Origin of the sequence: Campylobacter helveticus (assembly GCF_002080395.1) — a bacterium.
GTDB lineage: Bacteria > Campylobacterota > Campylobacteria > Campylobacterales > Campylobacteraceae > Campylobacter_D > Campylobacter_D helveticus.
Map to the genome: position 1 here is coordinate 897,812 of NZ_CP020478.1, position 20,187 is coordinate 917,998.

The 20,187-nt window shown below is 35.3% G+C and carries 17 protein-coding genes and 1 pseudogene; 9 read left to right on the forward strand and 9 right to left on the reverse strand.

The features are described from left to right. Nucleotides 1–6 precede the first annotated feature (6 nt). Complete coding sequence (locus CHELV3228_RS04730; RefSeq protein ID WP_082199768.1) at nt 7–1,155, forward strand: hypothetical protein; 1,149 nt, start codon at nt 7–9, stop codon at nt 1,153–1,155. Here CHELV3228_RS04730 and CHELV3228_RS04735 read toward each other — a convergent pair. After that, entirely contained in the window at nt 1,150–1,602 is a 453-nt protein-coding gene (locus CHELV3228_RS04735; protein ID WP_082199769.1) for a methylated-DNA--[protein]-cysteine S-methyltransferase, read from the reverse strand. The two genes, CHELV3228_RS04730 and CHELV3228_RS04735, sit on opposite strands and share 6 nt — an antisense overlap. A 51-nt stretch (nt 1,603–1,653) precedes the next feature. Here CHELV3228_RS04735 and CHELV3228_RS04740 point away from each other — a divergent pair, with 51 nt between their 5' ends. The 5 genes from CHELV3228_RS04740 to trmA are packed head-to-tail and all read left to right on the forward strand — an operon-like array spanning nt 1,654 to nt 8,975. Next, nucleotides 1,654–4,200 (forward strand): bifunctional aconitate hydratase 2/2-methylisocitrate dehydratase, encoded by a 2,547-nt coding sequence (locus tag CHELV3228_RS04740; RefSeq protein ID WP_082199770.1) that lies wholly within the window; start codon nt 1,654–1,656, stop codon nt 4,198–4,200. 23 nt (nt 4,201–4,223) lie between these two features. Next, nucleotides 4,224–5,459 (forward strand): ankyrin repeat domain-containing protein, encoded by a 1,236-nt coding sequence (locus CHELV3228_RS04745; RefSeq protein ID WP_082199771.1) that lies wholly within the window; start codon nt 4,224–4,226, stop codon nt 5,457–5,459. After that, nucleotides 5,456–6,208, forward strand: coding sequence for an SDR family NAD(P)-dependent oxidoreductase (locus CHELV3228_RS04750; RefSeq protein ID WP_082199772.1), 753 nt, complete (start codon nt 5,456–5,458; stop codon nt 6,206–6,208). Before CHELV3228_RS04745 ends, CHELV3228_RS04750 begins: the two co-directional genes overlap by 4 nt. Further along, a complete protein-coding gene (locus CHELV3228_RS04755; RefSeq protein WP_082199773.1) occupies nt 6,205–7,923 on the forward strand; it encodes a Na+/H+ antiporter NhaC family protein in 1,719 nt (572 codons plus the stop codon). The genes CHELV3228_RS04750 and CHELV3228_RS04755 overlap by 4 nt, the downstream gene beginning before the upstream one ends. Then, nucleotides 7,920–8,975, forward strand: a complete 1,056-nt coding sequence (gene trmA / locus CHELV3228_RS04760; protein WP_082199774.1) for a tRNA (uridine(54)-C5)-methyltransferase TrmA — start codon at nt 7,920–7,922, stop codon at nt 8,973–8,975. Before CHELV3228_RS04755 ends, trmA begins: the two co-directional genes overlap by 4 nt. On the opposite strand, the gene CHELV3228_RS04765 is transcribed toward trmA, so the two are convergent. Further along, the gene (locus CHELV3228_RS04765; RefSeq protein ID WP_082199775.1) at nt 8,966–12,076 is read right to left on the reverse strand and encodes an Eco57I restriction-modification methylase domain-containing protein; all 3,111 of its coding nucleotides are present in this window, start codon (nt 12,074–12,076) and stop codon (nt 8,966–8,968) included. The genes trmA and CHELV3228_RS04765 overlap by 10 nt on opposite strands. Nucleotides 12,077–12,156: 80 nt before the next feature. Here CHELV3228_RS04765 and CHELV3228_RS10675 point away from each other — a divergent pair, with 80 nt between their 5' ends. Further along, on the forward strand, nt 12,157–12,780 hold the full coding sequence (locus tag CHELV3228_RS10675) for a DUF2920 family protein (RefSeq protein WP_279628032.1): 624 nt from the start codon (nt 12,157–12,159) through the stop codon (nt 12,778–12,780). 8 nt (nt 12,781–12,788) lie between these two features. Next, nucleotides 12,789–13,385 carry a DUF2920 family protein gene (locus CHELV3228_RS10680; RefSeq protein WP_279628033.1) on the forward strand — a complete coding sequence of 199 codons (597 nt, stop codon included), beginning with the start codon at nt 12,789–12,791 and terminating at the stop codon, nt 13,383–13,385. Here CHELV3228_RS10680 and truA read toward each other — a convergent pair. Genes truA through uppS form a run of 4 tightly spaced genes read right to left on the reverse strand, consistent with a single transcriptional unit; the run spans nt 13,375 to nt 16,547 of the window. Then, entirely contained in the window at nt 13,375–14,097 is a 723-nt protein-coding gene (truA, locus tag CHELV3228_RS04775; RefSeq protein WP_082199776.1) for a tRNA pseudouridine(38-40) synthase TruA, read from the reverse strand. The genes CHELV3228_RS10680 and truA overlap by 11 nt on opposite strands. Continuing rightward, a complete protein-coding gene (locus CHELV3228_RS04780; RefSeq protein ID WP_082199777.1) occupies nt 14,097–15,122 on the reverse strand; it encodes an LptF/LptG family permease in 1,026 nt (341 codons plus the stop codon). The genes truA and CHELV3228_RS04780 overlap by 1 nt, the downstream gene beginning before the upstream one ends. Then, the gene (locus CHELV3228_RS04785; RefSeq protein ID WP_082199778.1) at nt 15,119–15,889 is read right to left on the reverse strand and encodes a prepilin peptidase; all 771 of its coding nucleotides are present in this window, start codon (nt 15,887–15,889) and stop codon (nt 15,119–15,121) included. The genes CHELV3228_RS04780 and CHELV3228_RS04785 overlap by 4 nt, the downstream gene beginning before the upstream one ends. Next, nucleotides 15,879–16,547 (reverse strand): polyprenyl diphosphate synthase, encoded by a 669-nt coding sequence (gene uppS, locus CHELV3228_RS04790; protein ID WP_082199779.1) that lies wholly within the window; start codon nt 16,545–16,547, stop codon nt 15,879–15,881. Before uppS ends, CHELV3228_RS04785 begins: the two co-directional genes overlap by 11 nt. Nucleotides 16,548–16,692: 145 nt before the next feature. On the opposite strand from uppS, the pseudogene CHELV3228_RS10570 reads away from it, so the two are divergent. Beyond that, nucleotides 16,693–16,794: pseudogene (locus CHELV3228_RS10570) on the forward strand (phosphoribosylglycinamide formyltransferase); the annotation flags it as partial. Between the two features lie 38 nt (nt 16,795–16,832). On the opposite strand, the gene CHELV3228_RS04795 reads toward CHELV3228_RS10570, so the two are convergent. The 3 genes from CHELV3228_RS04795 to corA all read right to left on the reverse strand — a co-directional run bounded on the left by CHELV3228_RS04795 (nt 16,833) and on the right by corA (nt 20,175). Beyond that, nucleotides 16,833–18,566 carry a methyl-accepting chemotaxis protein gene (locus tag CHELV3228_RS04795; RefSeq protein ID WP_082199780.1) on the reverse strand — a complete coding sequence of 578 codons (1,734 nt, stop codon included), beginning with the start codon at nt 18,564–18,566 and terminating at the stop codon, nt 16,833–16,835. Between the two features lie 88 nt (nt 18,567–18,654). Further along, nucleotides 18,655–19,188: a molybdopterin adenylyltransferase gene (gene mog, locus CHELV3228_RS04800; protein WP_082199781.1), complete on the reverse strand. Its 534-nt coding sequence runs from the start codon at nt 19,186–19,188 to the stop codon at nt 18,655–18,657. A gap of 9 nt (nt 19,189–19,197) precedes the next feature. Beyond that, a complete protein-coding gene (gene corA, locus CHELV3228_RS04805) occupies nt 19,198–20,175 on the reverse strand; it encodes a magnesium/cobalt transporter CorA (RefSeq protein ID WP_082199782.1) in 978 nt (325 codons plus the stop codon). Nucleotides 20,176–20,187: the final 12 nt, after the last annotated feature.

Here is a 20,187-nt window from a genome sequence, read left to right on the forward strand (position 1 = left end):
TGAATTATGGCTTTAGATTTTTCATCGACTAAATTTTATTTTCCGCTTAATTCTATGGTCTATAAGGGCTTAAAAGCCGACTTAGAAAGCCAAAGCTGGGAAAATTTAAAGGCTATAGATGAAAATTTAAAGCCTTTAGAGCTTGATGAAAAGGTAAAAAACGCACAAAGTGATATGATAAATGTCTATTTTAGAGACCCTATCACGCAAAATATCACAAATAGTGCCTTAAGCACCCAAAGTATAGAAAAGCTTAAAGATACATTTGGCGGTGCTGATTTTTACCAAAGAAAAGATGGCTCTTATATACTAGGTGGCGATGTGGAAAAATTCGTTTCATCTTGGTATGGGGATATAGCGTATCAAAGAGGCTATTTAGCAGAAGATGCTAATGGGGATGGCTATTTAAATAAAAATGAGCTTGATGAAACAAGAAGCGGTTTTACCCCTCACGGCTATTTTCATCTTCGTAAAGATAAAATTATAGCAAGTAATTTAAGTTATGTGGAATCTTATATTAAATTAAATGGCATAGCAACCGCTCCTGATGGAGTGCCTGAAAATTTTAAAAAGGCACAAGTAAGTCTTTATAATGAAGGTAAATTTGCAGCCCCCACTCTAGCTCTAGAGCTAGATAAAACTATAAAAAATGATAAAGATACCGATGGTTTGATTATTTACAAAGAAATTTTAAATAAAAATGAAATGAGGCAACAAGCTATGGATTTGGCTTCTTATGTGATAGGAGGAGGGACTTTTGACCCTACTGAGGGAGCTTTAACTCTGCTTGACTTAATAATAAGAGATGAAGAGGCTTTGAAAGTCTTTGGAAAATTAGCTGCAAATGATTTTGACATCGAAAGTCTAAGCGAAGAAGAACTTAAAATGCTAAAGCAAGATTTTAAAGAATTTTTTAATGAAAATAATGAATTTGATAAAGAAAAATTTCAAAAATATTACGAAAGCTTAAAAGAGCAATTTGTAGATAAAAGTCTTAATTTTCTAGGGCTTTCCAAAGAGGATTATCAAAACGGAAGCTTGAATTTAGATTTTAACAAACTAAGCTCAGTCATAAAAGACATAGTTTCTACCTTTAAAGAAGCAAATACTACGCCGTCAAATTATGGCAACTTGCGTTTGGATTTAAGTTTATAGTTTTACCCCCTCGCTCTTTAGTAAAAATTTTTTCACCTCAAGTCCTCCGCTATATCCGCCTAGCCCACAACTTGCGACCACTCTATGACAAGGGATAAAAATGGGAAGAACATTTTTAGCATTAGCATTACCCACTGCACGAAAGGCTTTTGGGTGCGCTATAAGCTCGGCTACCTCTTTGTAAGTTTTTGTCGTGCCATAAGGAATTTGCCTTAAGGCTTCATAGACCTTAGTTTCAAATGCACCAGCACTAAATTTTAAAGGGACACTAAAATTCCTTAAACGCCCAGAAAAGTAAAAATCCAACTCCCTTTTGACCTCTCTTAATAAGGCACACATATCTTCTTCGCTTCCTTTTTGCTGACAAAATTTTACACTTTGTAAAAATTCCCCTTCGCTTTGTATCAATAAGTAACAAAAAGGCGATTTATAATAAAATTTAAACATCTTTTATCCTTATAAAGGCTAAAATTATAACCAAAATTGTAAGGAGAAACGATGTCTTTCATAGAAGAATACAATGAGTTGGTTAAAGAAAGAGCGGCTTTGGGCATTCCGCCTCTAGCTTTGAGCGTGGAGCAAACTAAGGCACTTTGTGAGCTGCTTAAAACAAGTGATGATGAGTTTTTAGCTACACTTTTAGAAGAAAGGGTTAATCCGGGCGTTGATGACGCGGCTTTAGTTAAATGTGAATTTTTAGACCAAATTTTAAAAGGGCAAATTAATCCACCCAAAATAGATAAAAAACGCGCTTTAAAAATGCTTGAAACTATGCTTGGAGGCTATAATGTCAAAGTTTTAATCGAAGCTTTAAAAGATGAAAGCCTAGCCAAAGACGCCGCTGATGTGCTTAAAAATATCATTTTTATACACGATGATTTTTATACCATAGCAGAATTAAGCCAAACTAATGCTTATGCTAAAGAAATTCTACAAAGCTGGGCTAATGCGGAGTGGTTTTTAAAAAAAGAAAAACTCCCTGAAGTCATAAAATGTATCGTTTTTAAAGTGCCGGGCGAAACTAATACGGATGACTTAAGCCCTGCTGGCGATGCTTTTACAAGAAGTGATATTCCTCTTCACGCTAATGCTATGCTTAAAGTTAGACAAGTTGGCTCTTTAGAAAAGATAAAAGAGCTTAAAAAAAGCGGTCGCGAGATAGTTTATGTGGGTGATGTCGTAGGGACTGGTTCGAGCCGAAAATCTGCCATAAATTCCATACAATGGCACTTGGGAAAAGAGATTAAAGGAGTGCCAAATAAACATAGCGGAAGTATCGTTATGGGTTCGACCATAGCACCGATTTTTTTCAATACCGCTCAAGATAGTGGAGCTTTACCTATCGTTTGTGATGTAAGTGGGCTTGAAATGGGAGATGAGTTTGAAATTCACACTTACGAGGGTAAAATTACAAAAAATGGCTCTGTAATTAGCGAATTTAAATTAAGTCCTAACACACTTTTAGATGAAGTAAGAGCGGGCGGGAGAATTCCCCTCATCATAGGGCGTGGGCTTTGTGTGAAAGCGAGAAAATTTTTAAAGCTTGAAAGTGAAAATATCTTTACAAAGCCAGAGCAACCAAAAGCGAGTGAGGGCGGTTATACCCTAGCACAAAAAATGCTAGGACGCGCTTGTGGAGTTGAGGGTGTGCGTCCGGGGATGTATATCGAGCCTAGCACACTCACAGTTGGCTCTCAAGATACCACAGGACCTATGACAAGAGATGAGATAAAAGAGCTTGCAAGTCTTGGCTTTAATGCCGATTTTGTTCTACAAAGCTTTTGTCATACGGCTGCTTATCCAAAAATAAGCGATTCTAAACTACACAAAACTTTACCAAATTTCATCACAAGTCGTGGTGGAGTGAGTTTAAAACCAGGTGATGGAGTGATTCACTCTTGGCTTAATCGTTTTGTTTTGCCTGATAGCGTAGGCACAGGCGGAGACTCACACACGCGTTTTCCTATCGGCATATCTTTTCCAGCTGGAAGTGGGCTTGTAGCCTTTGCTGCAGTAACTGGAGCAATGCCTTTAAATGTGCCTGAAAGCGTTTTGGTGCGTTTTAGCGGAGAATTACAATCCGGAATTACTTTAAGAGATTTGGTAAATGCTATTCCTTATTATGCGATTAAAGATGGAAAATTAAGCGTGGAAAAACAAGGCAAAAAAAACATTTTTGCGGGAAAAATTTTAGAAATTGAAGGTCTGCCAAATTTAAAAGTCGAACAAGCCTTTGAATTAAGTGATGCTTCAGCCGAAAGAAGTGCAGCAGCTTGCTGTGTGGATTTAAATGAAGCAAGTGTGAGTGAATATATAAAATCTAACATAAGCCTTATAGAAGCAATGCTTGAGGCTGGTTATGAAAGTGAAACTACGCTAAAAAGAAGAGCGGAAAAAATGAGAGAATGGCTTAAAAATCCTAGCCTTTTAAGAGCCGATAAAAATGCTAAGTATGCTTATGTGCTTGAAATCAATCTTAATGAGATTAAAGAGCCTATTTTAGCGTGTCCAAATGACCCTGATGATGTGGCAACTTTGAGTGAAATTTTAGCCGATAGCAAGCGTCCTAAAAATATCGACGAAGTTTTTGTTGGCTCTTGTATGACAAATATAGGGCATTATAGGGCATTAGGCGAAATTTTAAAAGATAAAGGTATGCTTAAAACACGCCTTTGGGTCGTGCCACCGACTAAAATGGATAAAGCCCAGCTTATTAATGAGGGCTATTATAGTATCTTTGGTGCGGCGGGAGCTAGGATAGAAGTGCCCGGCTGCTCACTTTGTATGGGAAATCAAGCTAGGGTAAATGACGGCGCTGTCGTTTTCTCAACTTCGACAAGAAATTTTGACAACAGAATGGGAATGGGCGCAAAAGTTTATCTTGGTAGTGCGGAACTTGCCGCAGTTTGTGCAATTTTGGGTAAAATTCCTAGCAAAGAGGAATATTTGCAAATCGTCAAAGAAAAATTAAATGACGCAAATAAAGCAAATATTTACAAATATCTTAATTTCAATGAAATTAAAAATTTCAAGCTAGAGGATTAAACTCTAGCTTTACAAGGCTTAAAATGAAAATTTTAATTTTTTTAGGTGCAGTTTTGTTAAGCTTTGGCTTGGCAGATTGCGAATTTGTGCTTCAAAATAAGGCAAAAATTTTTAATCAAAAAGTTGATTTAAATCAAGAAGAATTACTTGACAATCTTCAAACTTGTGAGCTTTCGCTCAAAAATCAACCCGCCACTCAAAAACTCTACCAAATTTCTAACCAAATTCGTGGAAATAGTAGCATTTGCTCGGGCATTACTTATTTTGATAAATTAAGAGAATTTCAATATCTACTGCTAGAAATAGCCCTAAGCCCTCAAAGCTATCAAAAAAAGCTTGAAGACGCAAAGATTTTAGAAGAAAGAAATGATGTTTTAAAGACATATTTTCGCTATTGGGCTTATCAAAGTATAGGAAATTACAGACTTTATAGGGAATTTTGGAAAGAATACAACAACGCAATTGAACCTTTGGGCGCTTATTTTGAAAAAAATTTTAAGCTTGATAAAGGAAGCAATATTTATTTTACCAGCAATGCTTTAAATGAATTTTTGGTTTGGGCTGTGGGAGAAAGTAAAATTCAAAAAGATATTGGTATGTTAGCCAAAATGGTAGCAAATAAAAACTATGATGAAGTGCGTTTGGAACAATATATCATAGCAAATAGCCCCTCACTTTCAGAGCTTAACCTCGCCCTAAGGTCGGCACTTTTAAATGGAAGAGAAACTAAAATTATCAATATGTTGCTAAAATTTGGACTTGATTTAAATGAGGGTTATGAAAGTGCTATTTTTTATGCTTTAGAAAATAAGCAAAATGTAGAATTTTTAATCCAAAAAGGTGCAAATGTCAATCACGCCAACGCTTTTGGTAAAACTCCACTTTTTTACGCCCTAGAATTTAACCAAGATGAAGTTGCAAAACTTCTCATAGAAAAAGGTGCAAATGTCAATGCAAAATACATTAATAATAATGAAAAACTTGCCCTAAATTCTAATAACACAACGCCCTATTTCATCACGCTTTGTGCTTTGGAACATACCTCAAAAAATGTTTTTATGCACGCGGCAAGCTATTCTAATGTCTCAATGCTAAAACTTTTGGTAGAAAAAAAGGTAGATATTTTTGCGGTTGATGATTTGGGGTTTAATGCGCTTGATTTTGCCCTAATGGCAGACAAGCAAGAAAATGCCGCTTATCTTAGAAGCTTAGGACTTAAGGAAAATGAAAATTTATTTTATGGAGAAAGATTAGAATGAAAAAAGTTGCTTTCATCACGGGTGCAAGTTCTGGTTTTGGAGAAGCTTGCGTAGAAGCTTTTATCAATGAGGGCTTTAAAGTTGTCGCTTTAGCAAGACGCAAGGAAAGACTAGACAAACTTAAAGAGCTATATAAAGAGCAAATTTATACGCTCAATCTTGATGTGAGAAAAAAAGAAGAGCTTTTTGAAGCTGTGGCGAATTTGCCAAAGGAATTTAAAAATATCAATGTGCTTTTTAATAACGCTGGTTTGGCTTTGGGGCTAGAGGAATTTGATAAATTAAGCCTTGAGGACATTGACGCTATGGTCGATACAAATGTAAAGGGCTTTTTGTATGTGGCAAGAGCTATTATCCCACTTTTAAGAAAGCAAGAAAATGCCTATATCTTTAATCTTGGCTCGGTTGCGGAAAATATAGCGTATTTTGGTGGTAATGTGTATTGTGGCACAAAAGCCTTTGTGGGGCAATTTTCTCGTGCTTTAAGAAACGATTTAAGAGGCACAAATATTAAGGTTACTAATATTGCTCCCGGGCTTTGCAAAACCGAATTTAGCGAGGTGCGTTTTAAAGGCGACAAAGCTCAAGCGGACGCTGTTTATGAGGATACTAAATTTATTAGCGCCAAAGATATTGCTAAGGTGGTAATGTCCATCATTCATTTACCTCCTCACATTAATGTCAATAAAATCGAACTAATGCCGATAACTCAAAGTTGGGCAGGTTCGTTTGTGGAAAAAATCCAATGAAATTTCTTGCCCTTTTTCTTTTACCCATCGTTCTTTTTGCGGACGCGAAAATAAATGCCGAATTTTATGGATTTATCACGCTTTTACCACCATTTATCGCTATCGTTTTAGCTTTTATAACCAAAGATGTTATTTTGTCTTTATTTATGGGGGTTTTAAGTGGGACTTTTCTGCTTTCTTTGGCTTCAAATATTTTCTTTGTCGATACAATCGCCCTTATAAATATCTATGATACTTTAGTCGAATCTTTTTCAAAAATCATAAATTATGTTTTAAAATCCGTATCCGACCCCGTTAATGCTGGGATTATTTTACAAATTCTTTGCATAGGTGGCTTGGTCGCACTCATCACAAAAATGGGCGGAGCAAAAGCCATAGCCTTAAAATTTGCCAAAAGAGCCAAAACGGCTGTAAGCGCCCAGCTAAATACTTGGTTTATAGGGCTTTTGATTTTCTTTGATGATTATGCAAATTTGCTTATCGTGGGTCCCATTATGCGTCCTTTGGCGGATAGATTTAAAATTTCAAGAGAAAAATTTGCTTTCATTATCGATTCTACTGCCGCACCTGTGGCTGGGATTGCTATTATCTCGACTTGGATTGGACTTGAGGTTTCACTTATCAAAAACGCTTATGCAAGTATAGGCATTAACGATGTTAGTGCTTTTGGAATTTTTGTCGAAACCATACCTTATAGATTTTATAATATCTTTATGCTCTTTTTTGTCGCTCTTACGGCGATTATGGGGCGTGAATTTGGCTCAATGTATGCAGCACAAGTAAGAGCCAAAACCACAGGGCAAATCGCCCCTTTACCAAAATCTGCCACCCTAGATACAGCCGAGCTTGAAGACCAGTTTTTAGCACCAAAGGAGGATATTAAAATTAGAGCCTTTGATGCCATTGTGCCTGTGATGACTTTAATTATCCTTGCGATTTTGGGTTTTTATTTTAACGGCTTTGCCGCACTTGAGGGAGAAGAACTTATAAGTGCAAAGGCAAATCCTCTCTCCTTTGAAACACTAAGAAGTGCTTTTGGAAGTGCGGACTCTTCTATCGTTCTTTTTCAAGCGGCTTTATTTGCGGCTATTGTTGCGATTTTTATAGGCGTAAGGCGTAAAATTTTTAGCGTTAAAGAAGCGATTGAAACTTGGATTTATGGTTGGAAAACGATGATTTTCACCATAGTTTTACTTCTACTTGCTTGGTCTCTTTCAAGCATTGTTAAAGACCTTGGAACTTCGACTTTCATCACAAATTTACTCGCGGATAAATTGCCTGAATTTGTCTTACCTGCAACTATTTTTGCCTTTGCTTCGCTTATCTCATTTGCCATAGGCACAAGTTATGGAACTATGGGTGTGTTAATGCCACTTGCCGTGCCACTTGCCTTTGAGATTGCCAAATTAAATGGAATGGAAGCAGAAGCTTTACATCATTATATGGTGCTAAATATTAGCTGTGTGCTTACAGGAGCGATTTTTGGAAACCACTGCTCACCAATTTCTGATAATGTAATTCTTTCATCAATGAGCGCAAAATGCGACCATATAGAGCACGTAAGAACTCAAATTCCTTATGCTTTATTTATCTGTGCGATTTCTTTATTTACAGGCTATATCCCTGTGGCTTTAGGGCTTAGCGTGTGGCTTGTGCTACCTCTTAATTTTGTTTTAATTACGCTTTTGCTTAGACTGATAGGGAAAAAAGTTTGAAGCAAAATTTCGAGCAAAAAATTCACGAAGCTAAAAAGCTTTTCGCCCCATTTTTTACGGGTAAATTTGAGCTTTTTAGCTCCCCTACTTCTCATTTTAGAACTAGGGCTGAGCTTAGCTTTTTCCACAATGAAAATGGTAAAATTTCCTACGCTATGTTTGATAAAAAGCAAAAATATATCGTAGAGAATTTAGACTTTGCAGATGAAAAAATCTGCACCCTAATGCCTAAGCTTTTAAAAGAATTAAATTTTAGTCAAAGTCTTAAAAACAAGCTTTTTGGTGTGGAATTTTTAGCGAGTAAAAAAGAATTAAGCGCAACTTTACTCTACCACAAAGATATTTTTAGCATTAAAGAAGATTTAGCAAATTTAGCGAACAAACTAAGCTTAAATCTTACCGCAAGAAGCAAGGGCAAAAAGCTTATTTTTGGTAAAGAAAATTTGAGGCAGGTTTTAAACATTAAAGATAAAAAAATTTACTATGAATTTGATAACGACTGCTTCATACAGCCAAACACTTACATCAATGAAAAGATGATAGAATGGGTGATAGGGCAAATAGCTACGCAAGAAAGGGCGGATTTGCTGGAGCTTTACTGCGGCTATGGGAATTTTACTCTCGCTCTCGCTGCTTTTTTTAAACAAATTCTAGCCACAGAACTTAGTAAGAAAAATATAGCCTACGCCCTTAAAAACTGCGCTTTAAATAATGCTACAAATATCCACTTTGCAAGACTTTCAAGCGAGGAATTAAGCTCTGCCTTAAAAAAAGAAAGAGAATTTTTTAGGCTAAAAGACATTGATTTAACAAGCTTTAATTTCTCTCACATTTTATTAGACCCGCCAAGGGCTGGACTTGAAACAAGCGTAATAAATTTGGCTAAAAATTACCAAAATATCCTTTACATCTCTTGTAATCCCTTAAGCCTAAAAGAAAATTTAGAGCTTTTAACACAAACACACAGCATAGTAAATTTTGCCCTTTTTGACCAATTTGTAGGCACACCACACCTAGAATGCGGCGTTTTGCTTAGCAAAGCTCATTTATAAAGCTTGATATTCACAGGTAGCCTACTTGATATACTTCTATTATCTTGTGAATTTAAAATAATTTCTTGTATATCTTTGTCACTTAGTTTCTCTAAAATATACCTAGCCTCGGCTAAATCAATAAATCTTTCGTGTTTTTTGCCCTTTAGCACCTCACTGATAAAGCTTATATGATTATCAAATAAAGGTGTTTCTAGCTTTTTCCAATGTGTTTTCATTTTTGTAAAAAGAGTTGGAGCAAGCTTAGTATTATCTCTTATACAAACGAAATTTTTGCCATATACATAAGTCCCCATACGCAAAATGCCATAAAATTCGTTAAAGCTTTGCACTCTTTTATTAAACCTGCTTCCTTTATCTATGCTATCTTCTATATCTTTGAGATATTTGTAGGTGTAGGGGGCAAGAGTTTGAAGTTTTTCTTCGCTTAAGGGCTTTTTAGCTCCCTTTTCATAAGCACAAATGCAGTAATCATTACTCCATTGTTTTGCTTTGTCGCTACTTAACATAGGGGCTGTTACAAAGGGCTTTAAAAAAACAAATTCAAGCTCAACCTCTTTACTTGTGTCTAGCTTAATGCGGTTGCCTATCTTTGTATAAGGACTAAAAATCCCCCGCCTTTTATCCTCACTAAAACCCACAAAAGCTAAACGCATAGCATAAGGCACACTCACACCCTTTCTAAACTGATACTCACATTTTCCTATGAGGCTTTTGAGATATTTTGCTCTTTCTAGACTTTGGGTGATGAGAAAATTATTATTTAGCTCACTCTCAAGCTTTACCGCAAAAAGATTTTTCGCCTCAAAACTCTTAAGTGCTTCTTGCCAAGTGTCATTGTGATTTGGTCTAATTTTACTATTTTTGCCATATTCTATAAAAGGCACTATATCCTCATTGGAATTTGGCGTTTTACTGATTTTAAAAGCGCAAAAGTCTATCCCCACACCCTCAAAGATTTCCCCACCCTTACTAAAATCAACCACTTCATTAAAATACATTTTTTCATTCCCATTAATTATGAGCTTTCTAAAACCCTCAAAAGATTTATTAAAGAGTATGGATTTAGGCATTAAAAAGCAAAATTTTCCCTCTTTCTTTAGCCACCTTTCACAGCACTTATTCGCTATTAATGCACAAATGTTAAGATTATTACCCCCTACATTTTTATCGCTTGAAAAAAGCCCGTCCATACGCATATTTTGCTTAGTATTTTCTCGGTAGGCTTCAGGCAGCACAGACCACTGCACCCACGCAGGATTACCGATGATATAATCAAATTTTTTAAAAGTCGCCACTCTAAAATAATTTGAAAAGATTTTAAGCCAAATGGAATTTAGATTTTTCTTCTCAAACGCTATCAACTCTAAAACACATTTTTCTATCAAGCTTTCAATCGCTTTACTTTTCGCCTCTATATGCTTTAAAAAACTTTGCTTTGCCTTTTTTGCGTCAAGATTAACGATATGCCTTTCTACCTCAGTGATGATTTGTAGAAAGTCCTCATTTTCCACTAAAGACTTAGGCAGTGTAATTTTTATCGCTTCAAGTTTAAAAGCCTTTTGTAAAGAAGTAGTATAAAGAGAATAGCTAAAACAAGGGATATTATCTATCTCTACAAGCTCAGGCACATAAAGGCTGTCGGCTAGATAGACGGGGATTTCATATTTTTTAAGTGGGTTAAAAGTGCATTTTTGTAAGCCTTGTATTAAAATATTTGCCCTTGCCATTAAAACGGCGATAGGATTTATATCTATCCCCACTATATCCTTGACAAAGCTAGAAAAATCTACCTTCTCTTGAAGTTTATTATGCTTATGATTAAAAAACACGCTTAAAAATGTCCCACTTCCACAATTTGGGTCAATAAAGCTTTTAAGATGAGTATTTTTATCATCTTTTGTGGCACAAAGAAAAGTTTTTTGAGCCAAATAATAGGGCGTGTAGTATTCACCAAAGCTATGCCTCACACATTTTGGGATAAAATTTTGATAAAGTTCTTTAAAAATATCCATCATTGCGGTATTTCTTACAATGTGGATATTTTCATAAGCACAAATCTTAAAAATGATTTTTTGCACGATTTCTTTAAAGGTATCGTTAAATTGTTCTTTAGCATACCAAGCGAAAAAATCATTATCCGTTAAATTCGTAATCCCTAATTTTGCAAAGTGTTTGCCATTTTCCAAATGGATAAAAAAGCTTTTAAGCTCACTAAGACTTTGACTTTTATAAAAATCATCAATGTTAATCTTATCGTTAATAATACGCACAAGCAAAAGCTTAATGATAATGCTTAAAGTGGTATGCAGAGCAAAAAATGCTTGATATTCGGTCTCTTTAGTGATTTCGTGAGCGAAAATTTTAGCAAAAACTTCTCGGCGCTCTTTTATATCTTGGTGTTTTCCATTGTCATTTTCCGCAAGACGAAAAAGCTTTTCCCACTCGCTAAAAAGGAGTTTTGTTCTTTCTAACTTTGTGTTTTTTAATTTTTCAAATAAAAATTGAGCTAACAATCTCACTTCATCATTATCTAACAATCTATTATTTTTATCCATAATCCCAAAGTCATTTTTAAGATTCATAGGACTTAAAGCCCTTATCCCGCTTTGAAAAATCGTAGCGATAAAAAAAGCAAGATTTGAAGGATTTAGTTCTCCGCTGTGCTTTTCATCAAAAATTATCTTATCATTTTCATCTTTTTTATAGGCATAAATGCTTACCCCATCAAATAAAAAGCCAAACACCACAAAGCCATTAAAGCCCTTATCCAAAAGGTAATTTTGAAGTTGCTTTTGATAGTTAGGAAGTTTTTTATTATCTAAAGTGCCATATTTTTTATACTCTATAAGGGTATTTCCATACTGAAAATCCGTCCTACCCCCTGCCCTCTTACTTTCGTGCAAAAAGACCTCATAGCCCTTTTTGATAAAGCCTAAAGTCCTTAAAAGCTCATTAAGCTCGTTTTCAAAGCAAATTCTAAAATCTTCTTCGTTGTCCTTATAAGATAGAGGTGAGGATTTTGAGCATAATTTAAACAAAAATTCATCAAAACATTTTCTTTGTGCTAAATTTAATTTCTCAAAATCATAAAGTCGCATCGCTTTTCCTAAAGTGTTTTTGTGATTATACCACTCGATTTTAGCTATAATATAAACTTAAATTTTCAAAAAGGAATGCTATGCTAGTAAATAAAAGCTTTTTAATCCCCTCTTGCGATGATGTGGAGCTGGGACTTAAAAGAAAAAGCCTGCTTGAATACCGCATAAGCTATGATGAGGGCAAGACGCCTAAAGCCGTTGTTTTTATGGTGGGAGGCTGGGGAGCGACTAAAAATATCAAATTTTACGATTTTGAAAGAGAGACAATCGCAAAAAATTTTAATGTCCTTTGTGTGCAAGTTTATCACCACGCCATACACAGAAGAGAAAGCACGGAGGCTAGATATAGCGCAAAGAAAATTCTTGAAAAAGAAGATGTGAATAGGATTAAAGAATATTACAAAAGCATAGACTGGGAGGCTGATTTTATCGATGAAAATAATGCCGCCTTTGCGGTGGAAAAGCTCATTGAAAAAGTAAGTGATTTAAAACAAAAAGGTTTGATGGAAAAAGATTATAAATTAGAACTAACACTAGGCTTAACCCCAGCAAAAGACGGATACGAAAACGCAGGGCTAATGTCGGCTCTTGATTATATCAATGCGCTTAAGCATTTGGATAAATCTATGGGGGGGGGGGGGGGTTACTCCCGCTACCTAAAATTTATGCAGGGGGGAGTTATGGAGGCTATCTCGCCCTTTTAATTAGTAAAATTGCCCCTTGGTATGTTGATGCTGTGTTTGATAATTCAGGTTCGGCTTTACCACAGGTAAGATATATACTAGGACGCGAGATGAAAACTTGCGATATGGTAGAAAATTTCCCGCACAATCAAATCCAATACTACACCAAAACCCTTTGGACGCGAAATCCTCAGTCAAAATACTATTTTAGCGATGACGCTTATCTTATAAGAGCGATTTTAAATCCTACGCATTTAGCTCTGCAACAAAAGGCAAATCCCCATACCATTTTTACAAGCTATCATAGTGCTAAAGACGAGCTTAACCCAGCTAAAGATAAACAAAATCTTTATGAAATTTACACACATTTGGGTTTTGATGCAAGTTTGCATTTGATAAGAGATGAGAAGGATATTGACGGAAGATTTATTAAAAATTTAGAACACGGAATGAGACTAAGCGATAAAGCCTTAATCAAAAAAGAACTCCCTCTAGTCCTAGAAAAACTCCAAGATAAAAAATTTAGCATTTCTAAACAAAATGAAATCAACTATCCTTGCAAAGAAAAAATTTATCGCTTTAAAGATATAGATGAGGGTTTTAAATGCGAAATTCTTAATAAATAATGCGACTTAGATAAAGCCCATTTGCGGGAGCTAAAAAGCGATAATGGCATTTTTTAGCTTCAATTTGCTCCTTTAAATTTTCCTCACTCATCTTGCCACTTAACACAGCCAAAACACTCGCCACACTAAGTCTTATCTGCGCTCTTAAAAAGCCATTTGCTCTAAATTGAAATACGCTTAAATTTTTATACGCGTAAGCTCTAGCTAAAAACATCGTCCTTACGCTAGTTTTTGCACTTCCGCCCTCTTTTTGAAAAAATTTAAAATCCTTTTCTCCCACAAAATGCCCAAGCAGTGCATTCGCTCTTTTGATGTCGAAACGCTCACAAAAATATACATAACGGCTTAAGAAAGGGTTAAATTCATCGTGGCAAAAGATATAGCGATACTCCCTAGCCCTCACATCAAAACGCACGGCAAAGCTTTCACTCACACGCTCAATGCTTTTAATGTGTATGAAAGGATGGGCGAAGCGGTTAATCTGCCTTTTAAGATAGGCTAAATCCTTAAAATGCTCCCCGCACTCCACACTAGCCACCGCCCTACTTGCATGCACCCCCTTATCTGTGCGTGAAGCAAAAAGCACGGGAGTGAAAATCCCAAGATGAGAAAGAGAAGAAGCTAAGATATCCTGAACAGAATTTAAATGAGGCTGAGAAGCCGACCCCAAAAAAGCCGAACCATCGTAAGAAAAGATAAATTTAAGACACATTAATAACGACTCATTATCATCTTTTTAAAACAAAAAATCGAAGCCGCAAAAGCAAAAGAAAAAATCAAAACAACCGCCAACAACGGGGGCTTATAAAATCCCGACAAAAGCCCAAAATAAACCGCTATCACTCCAAACATCCCAAGATAAATAAAGCCTTTTTCATAGCGGTAAGTTACAATGCCAAAACTCAGCGCAAAAAGTGTGCTAGCCAAAGGAAAAAGGCTAATGCAAACATACATCACAAATTCCTTAGCCTTACCTGCGTTAGAATTAATATCGTCCCAGTATTCATAAAAGGCTTTGGTTTGCCCTAAATTATCGCTAAATTTGGTATTAACTACCAAATTTTCAAACTCACCGATAAATAGCGTTTCCTCTCCGTCAAAATTATACATCTTGCCCTCATTTAATTTAAAGGCAAAGCCTTCATTTAAACGCTCCAAACTTGCCTCTTTAGCGATAATGAGCTGTTCTTTTAAATTTTTAGCACTTTTTGGATGAAACATTACGATATTTTCATATTTACCCTCATTTTCATTTTGTATAAATATCATCCAATCTAAAAATTTTTGTCCAAATTCGCCTGTTTTATAATTAAATTTCACTTGCGTTTTTTTATAATCCACAAAGTTTTTTTGCAATTGATAGACAATTGGCATCATTACTAAAGCCACAACAAGCATAAAAGCACTTAAAAGTGCGGCGATTTTAAGGAAAAATTGTGCCATTTTTAGGGGTGTAAAACCAAGCGTGAAAAATACCACACTTTCATTTTCTCTTGAAAGTCTATAAAGAGCTAGGGTTAATGCCACAAAAAAAGCAAGTGGTAAAGTAAAAATCAAAATTCGCGGCAGCATAAAACCATAAAGTTTAAAAAGGTCTAAAAAGCTAATTTCGATACTTGAAGTGAGATTTGCAATTTGAATAAAAAAAACCATAGAAACAATGCCAAAAAGCACCAAAAAAATGGAAAGGTGCGTCCCTAAAAATTGATTTAAAATATATCTAAAAATAAGTCTCACAAATGTCTCCCAAATGATAAATACACGCATATAATAAGCATAGCAAAACTAATAAAAGGTAAAAAAGCCAATTCCTTTTGCCCTCTTTTTAAAGCAAAATAAAAAAACGGCAAAGATAAAAATGCAGCAAGAAAAAAGACGATAAGGGTGTCAAAAAAACCAAAAATTCCACAAATAGCTGCTAATAATATAATATCAGCATCGCCTAAATTTTCTTCAACTTCTTGACTTTTAAAATTTTTCAAAAAAAATACAAAACTTTTAAGTAAAAAAACAAAACCTGCAAAAACGGCGGCATCAAAGAAAAAATAAGCCGTAGAATCAATGATATAATCTAAATCAACCCCCACCAAAAAAGCACAAAAAAAAGCAAACCAAAGTAAAATACTCGGCACGGCTTTAAGTTTTAAATCTATCAAAGAAAGACTTAAACACGCAAAAAGAAAAATGGCAAAAAAAACAAAATTTTTTAAATTTTGTGTGTAAAAAAAGGCGATATACATTAAAAAAATGCCAAGAATTTCACTCAAAAATGCTAAAAAAGGAATTTTCACTCCACAAATTTTACAACGCCCCTTTAAAAAAAGATAAGAAAAAATAGGCACAAGCTCTAAAATAGTAAGCTTTCTCTCACAAGAAAAACAAAATGAACGCCCTTTTAAGAGGGGCTTCTTTTCACAAATTCTACTTGCAAAACTTGCACAAAACGAACCCAAAATCGCCCCCAAAATTCCCAAAAAAAGCCAAGCTAAAAACTCATTTGCCAAAAGTGCGTTCCCTCTTTCTATACTCTTTAATAATCCTTCTAAATTCCCTTTTTGTCAGGGAAGGAAACAAAGTTTCGCTAAAACAAATTTCCGCATAAGAGCTTTGCCAAAGTAAAAAGTTCGAGAGCCTTTTGGCATTTCCCACACGAAGCATTAAATCCACATCCAAAGGTAAATCTAAATTCGCACTCAAATTTTCCTCATTTAGCTCCAAACCTTTTTCTACCACTTTTTTAGCTGCTCTTATTATCTCATCTCTTGAGCCATAACTTATAGCTAGATTAACACAAAGAAGCTCACAATACTTTGTTTTTTCCTCCACTAAAGCTATTTTTTCCTGTAATTTTTCATCTAAACGCGACAAATCTCCAATCGCCCTTAAACGCACACCATTTTTTTCAAATTCTTTCAAAGCATCATCTAAGCAACGCTCCAAAAGTTTAAAGATAAATTCAACTTCATCGGCTGGTCTTTTCCAATTTTCCGTGCTAAACGCAAAAAGAGTAAGATGAGAAATTTTTTCCTCTATGCAAACACTCATAAGTTTTTGTAAGGTTTCAACACCCCTTGTATAACCAAATTTCGCCAAAAAACCTTTAGCCTTAGCCCAACGCCTATTTCCGTCCATTACCACAGCTAAATGCTTTAGCTCGTTCATATCAAATCCTTTTAATATCTAACAACTCTTTTTTTAATTTAAATTTTAGTTAAAAAAGAGTTATAAAAATAGCTTCAAAAATTTAAAATTGATTCTAACAAATTTAACTTAACCCCCACCAAGCAAAGTGAGAGTTAAGATATAAAAGAAAAATCTAACTTATGAGGAATTTGAGGAAAAAATTCACGCTTTGGAGTATGAATTACTACCCCAAAGCGTCATTGAGCTTTTTTGTAAAAATTTATAGCCCCCACAAAAGAACAAGGGGGGGGGGGGGAAGAAGTATTAAAACTTCTTCTTCTTCACATCTTCAAGGATATTATTTGCTATATCACTAACATTATTAGAGATGATAGCACTTTCATTAGCTATTTCTACATTATCTTTAGTGGTTTGGTCGATTTGAGCTACACTTTCATTGATTTGAGTGATACCAGCAGTTTGCTCTTTAATACTTTCTGCCATATCATTGATAGATTGAACGAGAAGGTTAGTATTTGCTTCTATCTCACTTAAAGACTTTTGGGTTCTTTCAGCTAGTTTTCTAACTTCATCAGCCACGACGGCAAAGCCTCTTCCGTGTTCTCCTGCTCTTGCAGCTTCTATGGCAGCATTAAGGGCTAGAAGATTGATTTGGTCAGCTATATCACCTATAATGCTTGTTACATTTTTAATCTCTTCGCTTTGAGTGATAACATCACTTGTTTTTTGAGAGACATTTTGCATAGAGGAAGTAATCTCTTCTAAAGCAGCAGCTGTTTCTTCTAGTGAAGCTGCTTGAGAATTTGAACTTGTTGTTAAGTTTTGCACAGCGTTTTGAAGTTTGGAGCTTTCATTGGCTAAAGAATTTGCAAAATCTGAGCTTTGTTTTAGCATTTTGATGATTTCTTCGCCTAAGGCATTAGTGGTTACTTCTACACTACCTGTTGCATCTTCAATTCTATTTCTAAAGTCTAGGCTTTTAAATTCTTCAAAGATAGAACGGATTTTATTCATATCTTTACCCACTCTAGTTTGTAAAACATCAAGGAGATCATTTAAAACATTTTTGAGTTCTATAAGTTGTGGGTTTCTAGGATTAGCTGTGATTCTTGCAGTGAGGTTACCATTTTCTACTATGCCTACTGTTTCTACGCTTTCTTTGACGGCTTGTTTATCTTGGTCAAGTCCTTGTTTAGTTGCTAGGATATTTTCATTAATGGCTTTTGCCATTTGGGCTAATTCATCATTACCAGAAACCTCTACAACTTTAATTTCATTTGTTTTGTGATTAATAAAATCAAAAAAGTGGAACAAATCCTGCGAAATAGTCGTAATAGAAGCACTTAGCTTTTTGTAGAATAAAATAACAAAAGGACAAATTAAAATTAGCAAAACAGCACTAATAATAAGCGCACGGATAAAACTAGAATTAAAAGTTTCTTTCACTCCTCTTGTATCTTCAGCGACATTTTTCGCTAAAGTATCCACATAAACGCCTGTTGAAATCCAAATATCCTCGGTATTTGGTATTAAAGCAGCGTAGGCATTTTTTTGTGCCACTGTGGAGTTTTCGCCGCCTTTAGTAAAGTCGAAAAAGACAAAACCGCCTCCATTTTTAGCTTGGTTATAAAGCTCGACTACATATTGCACCCCTTTAGCGTCTTTAGCCTCTTTTAAATCGCTACCGATTAAATCTTTTCTCACGGGGTGAGCGACATTCACCGTCTTTTTATAAACGAAAAAATAACCACTCTTATCATCTTCAAATCTAAAATTCTCAATCGCCTTTGCGATAATAGCGATTTGCTGCTTTTCGTCTGTTACGCCCTCAAGTAAGCCGCCTAAGCTCTCAGCCATAGATAAAGTAAGAACTTTGATTTTTTCATTCACTCCCTTCTCTACGATTTGTCCCGCAACCTTTTCTACATATTTTAAACCATTGTGCTGATTGATGTAGAAATTAAGTAAAATTGCCAAGATAATGGCAAATACCGCAGAGCCTAAAAGAAGCATTTTGCCTCGTATAGTCAAATTCATAACTTTCCTTTCCTAAAGAAATTTAATAAAAATTTAATGTAATTATATCGTTTTTTTTTTTTTTTGATAAATACTTTTTTAACAATTTTTACTTTTTCTTAGGACGGAAAATTTGAATCGCTTCTTCATTATTTTCTATATATGCACCGCCAATTAAATCAATGCAATAAGGAATCGCTGGAAAAACTGGCGCAAGGCATTCTTGTATGGCTTTTGGATTACCCGGAAGATTTAAGATAAAGCTTTTCCCACGAATGCCCGCACTCTGCCTTGAAAGTATCGCTGTGGGGACAAATTTTAAGCTCTCTTGCCGCATTAATTCCCCAAAACCGGGCATCATTTTATCGCAAACCGCCTCTGTGGCTTCTGGAGTTACATCACGAAGTGCCGGTCCTGTGCCACCACTCGTAACGATAAAATCACACCCTCTTTCATCGCTCAAAAAGATAAGTTTTTTAATAATTTCATCATAATCATCAGCGATTAATTCTTTATGGAAAATGATTTTATTTTTAATGTAAGATTTTAGCACTCTTTCAACTTCACAAGTCGCTTTATCCTCGTAAATTCCACTACTTGCCCTATCACTTAGGGTTAAAATTCCTATATTAATAATGTCCATTTTTTCTCCTTATAACCAACCTTTTTTCTTAAAAACAAATACGGGCAAGATGATAGAAATTATCATCACGCCAAGCACTATGGGGTAAGCATAGTGGATTTCAAGCTCGGGCATAAATTTAAAATTCATTCCATACACGGTGCCGATTAAGGTCGGTGGCATCATCGCCACTGTGGCGACCGTAAAAAGCTTGATGATCTTATTTTGCTCGATGTTAATTTGTCCTGCGAGTATGGTTTGGATATTATCCAAGATATTAAGCTGAGAAACGCTAAATTCCACAAGCGAATTTAAGTCTTTTAGCACTATGGTTAAATTTTGCTTAATGTCTTTGTCGATTTTATCGCTCTTTAAAAGTGAGGTCATCGCTCTTCTTTTATCAAAAAGGGAGTCGCGAACACGCATATTAAGCTCCTGTAAGCTTGAAATATCCTTTAGCATCTCATCATATCCGCCCTCATTTTTCTTTTCTAAAATGCTACTTCTTAAGCGTCTTGCCTCTTTATCGACCCACTCTAAAAGGTCTGCATCTTTTTCCACACGCACTTCAAACATTTTATCGATAATATCAAAGCCGTCTTCAAAATTCTTAGGACTTGCCAAAATGCGTGTTTGAATTTCGTTAAAAGTGCTAAAATCGCTATAACGCACGGTAAAAAGGATATTTTTAGCTGTGGCAAAAGTGATAATTTCGGTGTGAAGATTAAGGTTTTTCTCATCATCAAGCTTTAAACCTTTCACTAAAAAATGTGCATTAATGGTAATGCTAGCATTGTCCTCCCAATACTTAGCACTAAGCTCTATCTCGCCTCTTTCTTCTTCACTTGGAAATTGTAAATCAAAATGCGAAGAGATGAAATTTATCTCGTCAATTTTTGGATAAAGTAAGTCTATCCAAAGGATATTTGAGGGTAAAACCTCGCTTCTAAAATCAAATTCTAGCCTCTTTACCAAAGCATTTGGCGTTTTCGTGTAGATGTAGAGCATAATTTTTCCTTT

Coding starts and splice junctions, on each gene's coding strand:
- CHELV3228_RS04730 (WP_082199768.1), top strand. CDS start 7: ATGGCTTTAGATTTTTCATCGACTAAATTTTATTTTCCGCTTAATTCT.
- CHELV3228_RS04735 (WP_082199769.1), bottom strand. CDS start 1,602: ATGTTTAAATTTTATTATAAATCGCCTTTTTGTTACTTATTGATACAA.
- CHELV3228_RS04740 (WP_082199770.1), top strand. CDS start 1,654: ATGTCTTTCATAGAAGAATACAATGAGTTGGTTAAAGAAAGAGCGGCT.
- CHELV3228_RS04745 (WP_082199771.1), top strand. CDS start 4,224: ATGAAAATTTTAATTTTTTTAGGTGCAGTTTTGTTAAGCTTTGGCTTG.
- CHELV3228_RS04750 (WP_082199772.1), top strand. CDS start 5,456: ATGAAAAAAGTTGCTTTCATCACGGGTGCAAGTTCTGGTTTTGGAGAA.
- CHELV3228_RS04755 (WP_082199773.1), top strand. CDS start 6,205: ATGAAATTTCTTGCCCTTTTTCTTTTACCCATCGTTCTTTTTGCGGAC.
- CHELV3228_RS04765 (WP_082199775.1), bottom strand. CDS start 12,076: ATGCGACTTTATGATTTTGAGAAATTAAATTTAGCACAAAGAAAATGT.
- CHELV3228_RS10675 (WP_279628032.1), top strand. CDS start 12,157: ATGCTAGTAAATAAAAGCTTTTTAATCCCCTCTTGCGATGATGTGGAG.
- truA (WP_082199776.1), bottom strand. CDS start 14,097: ATGTGTCTTAAATTTATCTTTTCTTACGATGGTTCGGCTTTTTTGGGG.
- uppS (WP_082199779.1), bottom strand. CDS start 16,547: ATGAACGAGCTAAAGCATTTAGCTGTGGTAATGGACGGAAATAGGCGT.
- CHELV3228_RS04795 (WP_082199780.1), bottom strand. CDS start 18,566: ATGAATTTGACTATACGAGGCAAAATGCTTCTTTTAGGCTCTGCGGTA.
- mog (WP_082199781.1), bottom strand. CDS start 19,188: ATGGACATTATTAATATAGGAATTTTAACCCTAAGTGATAGGGCAAGT.
- corA (WP_082199782.1), bottom strand. CDS start 20,175: ATGCTCTACATCTACACGAAAACGCCAAATGCTTTGGTAAAGAGGCTA.